7 protein-coding genes are annotated in these 4762 nt (G+C 36.7%); all 7 read left to right on the top strand.

Annotated features, from left to right (window positions below):
• Positions 1 to 92 (top strand): L17 family ribosomal protein (locus tag RR554_RS12060; protein WP_332468136.1); only part of this gene is annotated, 92 nt, incomplete at its 5' end.
• A 311-nt stretch (positions 93 to 403) separates the two neighbouring features.
• Positions 404 to 1246, top strand: a complete 843-nt coding sequence (locus tag RR554_RS12055; RefSeq protein ID WP_332468135.1) for an energy-coupling factor ABC transporter ATP-binding protein — start codon at positions 404 to 406, stop codon at positions 1244 to 1246.
• On the top strand, positions 1222 to 2094 hold the full coding sequence (locus RR554_RS12050; protein ID WP_332468134.1) for an energy-coupling factor ABC transporter ATP-binding protein: 873 nt from the start codon (positions 1222 to 1224) through the stop codon (positions 2092 to 2094). The genes RR554_RS12055 and RR554_RS12050 overlap by 25 nt, the downstream gene beginning before the upstream one ends.
• A complete protein-coding gene (locus tag RR554_RS12045) occupies positions 2084 to 2881 on the top strand; it encodes an energy-coupling factor transporter transmembrane component T family protein (protein WP_332468133.1) in 798 nt (265 codons plus the stop codon). Before RR554_RS12050 ends, RR554_RS12045 begins: the two co-directional genes overlap by 11 nt.
• Before the next feature lie 78 nt (positions 2882 to 2959).
• Positions 2960 to 3703 carry a tRNA pseudouridine(38-40) synthase TruA gene (gene truA, locus RR554_RS12040; protein WP_332468132.1) on the top strand — a complete coding sequence of 248 codons (744 nt, stop codon included), beginning with the start codon at positions 2960 to 2962 and terminating at the stop codon, positions 3701 to 3703.
• Between the two features lie 156 nt (positions 3704 to 3859).
• Positions 3860 to 4303 (top strand): 50S ribosomal protein L13, encoded by a 444-nt coding sequence (gene rplM / locus RR554_RS12035; RefSeq protein ID WP_332468131.1) that lies wholly within the window; start codon positions 3860 to 3862, stop codon positions 4301 to 4303.
• 13 nt (positions 4304 to 4316) lie between these two features.
• Positions 4317 to 4709, top strand: a complete 393-nt coding sequence (rpsI, locus tag RR554_RS12030; protein ID WP_206966951.1) for a 30S ribosomal protein S9 — start codon at positions 4317 to 4319, stop codon at positions 4707 to 4709.
• Positions 4710 to 4762 lie beyond the last annotated feature (53 nt).

Below are 4762 nucleotides of genomic sequence, written 5' to 3'. Positions count from 1 at the left end.
ACCAAGATCGCCAAGGTGGTTACACACGTATCCTTAAAAAAGGACAACGTCGCGGTGACGCTGCACCAATGGTAATTATTGAATTAGTTTAATAAATTTGTTTGATATATGTTGCATCACTTTATAGATGATTCTTTTAGAGTGTTATGATGTTGGAAAATTTATTTTTTCCGAGTCTAGCTCGGTGCTGTCCTCTGATTTGTGTCAGAGGGCATGCGCTCATCATATAAAGTGCTTTTTTTATACCGTGAATTAAATGCGCTTTAATTGTTATTTATCTGAATATGAGATAGGATAAACGTGGATTTATCGTGTCACAAAAATGTTTCCTTGTATTTTTAAAGAGATTTAAGAATAGAATGAAACATTTTTTTAAAATAAACGTAATGAGGGAAGAGGCTTTATGGAGACTCCTTTAATTGAATTAAAAAATATAACATTTAAATATAACAGTGAAGAAACTAAAAATGCATTAAGTGATGTGTCATTAAACATCTATCCTGGAGAATGGGTTGCTTTAATTGGACATAATGGTTCTGGTAAATCAACCTTAGCAAAGACTATCAATGGATTAATTGCCCCAAATAGTGGGGATATTTTTGTTAAGGGTGAACAAATAACAGAAAGTACGATTTGGGATATTCGACGAATGATTGGAATGGTCTTTCAAAATCCTGACAATCAATTTGTCGGTTCAACGGTTGAAGATGATGTTGCCTTTGGTTTAGAAAATCAAGGTGTACCTCGTGAAGATATGCTAGTCCGAGTTCAGGATGCTTTAGAAAAAGTTCGCATGTCTGAGTTTGCCACAAAAGAACCTGCGAGACTTTCTGGCGGTCAAAAGCAACGTGTTGCAATTGCTGGTGTGATTGCTCTTCGTCCTGATGTTATTATCCTAGATGAAGCGACATCTATGTTAGATCCTCAAGGACGAGAAGAAGTAATTGAAACCATTCGTAAAATTAAAGAAGATTCCAATTTGACTGTTATTTCGATTACACATGATATTGATGAGGCAGCTCATGCGAATCGTGTATTAGTAATGCGTGAGGGAGAAATCATTCAAGAAGGAACGCCTGCAGCTATTTTTTCAAGAGGCGAGGAGCTAATTGAATTAGGGCTGGATATTCCTTTTCCTGAAAAATTAAAAGCCGCATTGAGTGACCGTGGTATTGATGTACCTGCGTCTTATTTAACAGAGGAAGGAATGGTTGAGTGGTTATGGACATCCGGTTTGAACAAGTAGATTTTACTTACCAACCTAATAGCCCCTTTGAGCAGCGGGTATTATTTGATATTAATTTAGAGATTCCTTCTAATAGCTATACAGCGATTGTTGGACATACTGGAAGTGGTAAATCTACTTTACTACAACACTTGAATGCGTTACTTAAACCAACTAAAGGTACGGTGACTATCGGGGACAGAGTGATTAAACCTGATACGGATAATAAAAATTTAAAACCTATTCGAAAAAAAGTTGGTATCGTGTTTCAGTTTCCTGAGTCTCAACTGTTTGAAGAGACTGTTGCATTAGATATTGCTTTTGGTCCTAAAAACTTTGGGGTATCTGAAGAAGAGAGTTTGAAGTTAGCTAAAGAAATGTTAACTTTAGTGGGCTTAGATGAGTCTCTTATGGAAAAATCGCCTTTTGATTTGTCAGGTGGACAAATGAGACGTGTGGCGATTGCTGGGGTACTTGCAATGGAGCCAGAAGTGGTTATTTTAGACGAACCAACTGCAGGACTTGATCCTCGTGGACGCAAAGATATGATGGATATGTTCTATCGTTTACATAAAGAAAAAGGAATCAATATTATTTTAGTAACACATTTAATGGATGATGTTGCAGAGTATGCGGATTATATGGTGGTTCTTGAAAAGGGCAAAATTCATAAAAAGGGTCATCCACGTGACATATTCTCAGATGTGACCTGGTTAAAAGAAAAGCAATTAGGTGTGCCAACTGCAACAAACTTTGCTTTTGAGTTAATGGAAAAAGGTTATAAGTTTTCACAATTACCATTAACGGCAGAAGAGTTAGCAGATGAATTAGCAAAAGACTTGAAAGCAGGTGATTCAGATGATGAATAAACTGATTTTAGGTCGTTATATTCCTGGTGATTCATTTGTTCATAATTTGGATCCTCGGGCGAAACTTGTGGCTAGTTTTTATTTTATTGGGATTATCTTTATGTGTAATAACTTTCAATCCTTTGGTGTGATGTTTGCTTTTACAATTTTTGCTATATTATTATCGAAAATTAATTTGAATTTCTTCATTAAAGGAGTAAAGCCATTAATTTGGTTGATTCTTTTTACGGTTATCTTGCAAGTCTTGTTTTCTCAAGGTGGAGAAGTGTATTTCAAGTGGGGAATCTTTACGATTAGTGAATTTGGTCTTAAAAACGGGGCGTATATCTTTATTCGTTTTGTGTTGATTATTTTTATGTCAACGCTCTTAACGTTAACGACACCGCCGCTTTCTTTGGCAGATGCGATTGAATATTTACTGAGACCTTTAAAAGCAATCAAATTTCCAGCTCATGAAATTTCATTAATGCTATCAATTGCGTTACGTTTTGTGCCAACATTGATGGATGAGACAGAAAAGATTATGAATGCGCAACGTGCGCGTGGTGTGGATTTTGGTGAAGGTAATTTGATGCAGAAAATGAAGGCGATTGTGCCTCTTTTAATTCCACTATTTGTTAGCAGTTTTAACCGAGCGGAAGACTTGGCAATTGCGATGGAAGCAAGAGGATATCAAGGTGGCGACGGCCGAACTAAGTACCGTGTGCTACATTGGCAAAAGAATGATACATTTGTTGTCATTGGTTTTGCTTTGTTAACAGTTTTATTAGTCTTTGTTCGTGCTTAAAAAATAGATACAAGAGGTTGGTACATTTTCTTTTTAGAAAGTGTCCTAACCTCTTTTTAGAGAAAAGAGGAGACGCAGATGCCACGTTATAAGGCAGTGATTAGCTATGACGGAACCAACTATGCGGGATTTCAAATTCAAAATAATGCACATACGGTTCAAGAAGAAATTGAAAATACGTTGAGAAGATTAAATGGTGGTAAATCAATTACTATTCATCCATCTGGGCGAACAGATTCAGGGGTCCATGCAAAAGGGCAAGTGATTCATTTTGATTATCCTCATGAACGTGAGGCAGAAAAATTTCGTTTTGCGTTAGACACACAAACTGCAGATGATATTTGTTTTGTGTCAATGGAGCAAGTAGAAGATACATTCCATGCACGTTATTTAGCCAAAGAAAAGATTTACCACTATTATGTGGATACAGGACAATCAAGAGACCCTTTTAAACGCTTGTATTCAGCCCATTACCGATTCGATTTGGATTTAGATGTAATGAGGCAGGCGGCTAAATATATTGAAGGAGAGCATGATTTTAGCGTGTTCTGTGCGACTGGTAGTTCAGTTGAAGACAAAACAAGAAACGTTTATGAGGTTCGAATTGAAGAAACGGGTGATTCAGGGTTACTTTTTATTTTTAGAGGTAACGGCTTTCTTTATAAGATGGTACGGATGCTTGTTGGTACGTTACTAAAAATAGGTAATGAACAATTACCGACTGATGCGATAAAAATAGCTTTAGAGAACCAAGACAAGAAAATGACAGGGCCAACTGCCCATCCTGAAGGGCTTTTCTTGATGAATGTATCTTATGAATAATTTCAAAAAAAATGAAAAAAAGTAGTGATTTTGATTGACATATCAATGAAATCACGCTAATATGATAAATGGTATTGTTTGACCACAACATGGTGAGCCCCGGAAACTTATTATGTAATGCCAAACATTAAGAACATAAATTGGAGGAAGAAACCCATGCGTACAACATATATGGCCAAAAATGGCGAAATCGAACGTAAATGGTATGTAGTAGACGCGACAGATATTCCTTTAGGTCGTCTATCTACTGTAGTAGCATCTATCTTACGTGGAAAAAATAAACCAACATTCACACCACATGTAGACACTGGTGATTACGTAATCGTAATCAACGCTGACAAAATTAAATTAACAGGTAAAAAAGACACTGACAAGATTTATTACCGTCATAGTCAATACCCAGGTGGTTTAAAATCAACAACTGCTGGTGAAATGCGTGATAAAAATTCACGTCGTTTGATTGAAACTTCAATCAAAGGTATGCTACCAAAAAATACTTTAGGACGTAAACAAGGTTCTAAATTATTCGTATACGGTGAAGCAGAACACAAACATGAAGCGCAACAACCAGAAGTACTAGATATCACTAACTTAATTTAAGGAGGGAATTTCATTGGCTAAAGTACAATATTTAGGCACAGGCCGTCGTAAAAAATCTGTAGCTCGCGTACGCTTAGTACCAGGTACAGGTAAAGTAATCATGAACAACAAAGACATTGAAGAATATATTCCACATGCTGATTTACGTGAAGTAATCATGCAACCACTAGTATTAACAGAAACTAAAGGCGCATATGACGTATTAGTTAACGTTAACGGTGGAGGATACGCAGGACAAGCTGGGGCAACTCGCCACGGTATTTCTCGCGCTCTTTTACAAGTAGATCCAGATTTCCGTCCAGCTCTTAAACGTGCAGGATTGTTAACTCGTGACGCTCGTATGGTTGAACGTAAAAAACCAGGTCTTAAAAAAGCTCGTAAAGCTAGTCAGTTTTCAAAACGTTAATTCGTTTTTATACAGAATTTCAAGGCATCTTCCATTTGGAGGGTGTCTTTTTT

This window comes from Vagococcus sp. (assembly GCF_036639995.1).
GTDB lineage: Bacteria > Bacillota > Bacilli > Lactobacillales > Vagococcaceae > Vagococcus.
The sequence above is the reverse complement of the archived record's forward strand: the minus strand, read 5'-3'. Positions and strand labels throughout refer to the sequence as shown.

Excerpts from the sequence above, each read along its gene's own strand:
- RR554_RS12055 (WP_332468135.1), top strand. The coding sequence starts at position 404 with ATGGAGACTCCTTTAATTGAATTAAAAAATATAACATTTAAATATAAC.
- RR554_RS12050 (WP_332468134.1), top strand. The coding sequence starts at position 1,222 with ATGGACATCCGGTTTGAACAAGTAGATTTTACTTACCAACCTAATAGC.
- RR554_RS12045 (WP_332468133.1), top strand. The coding sequence starts at position 2,084 with ATGATGAATAAACTGATTTTAGGTCGTTATATTCCTGGTGATTCATTT.
- truA (WP_332468132.1), top strand. The coding sequence starts at position 2,960 with ATGCCACGTTATAAGGCAGTGATTAGCTATGACGGAACCAACTATGCG.
- rplM (WP_332468131.1), top strand. The coding sequence starts at position 3,860 with ATGCGTACAACATATATGGCCAAAAATGGCGAAATCGAACGTAAATGG.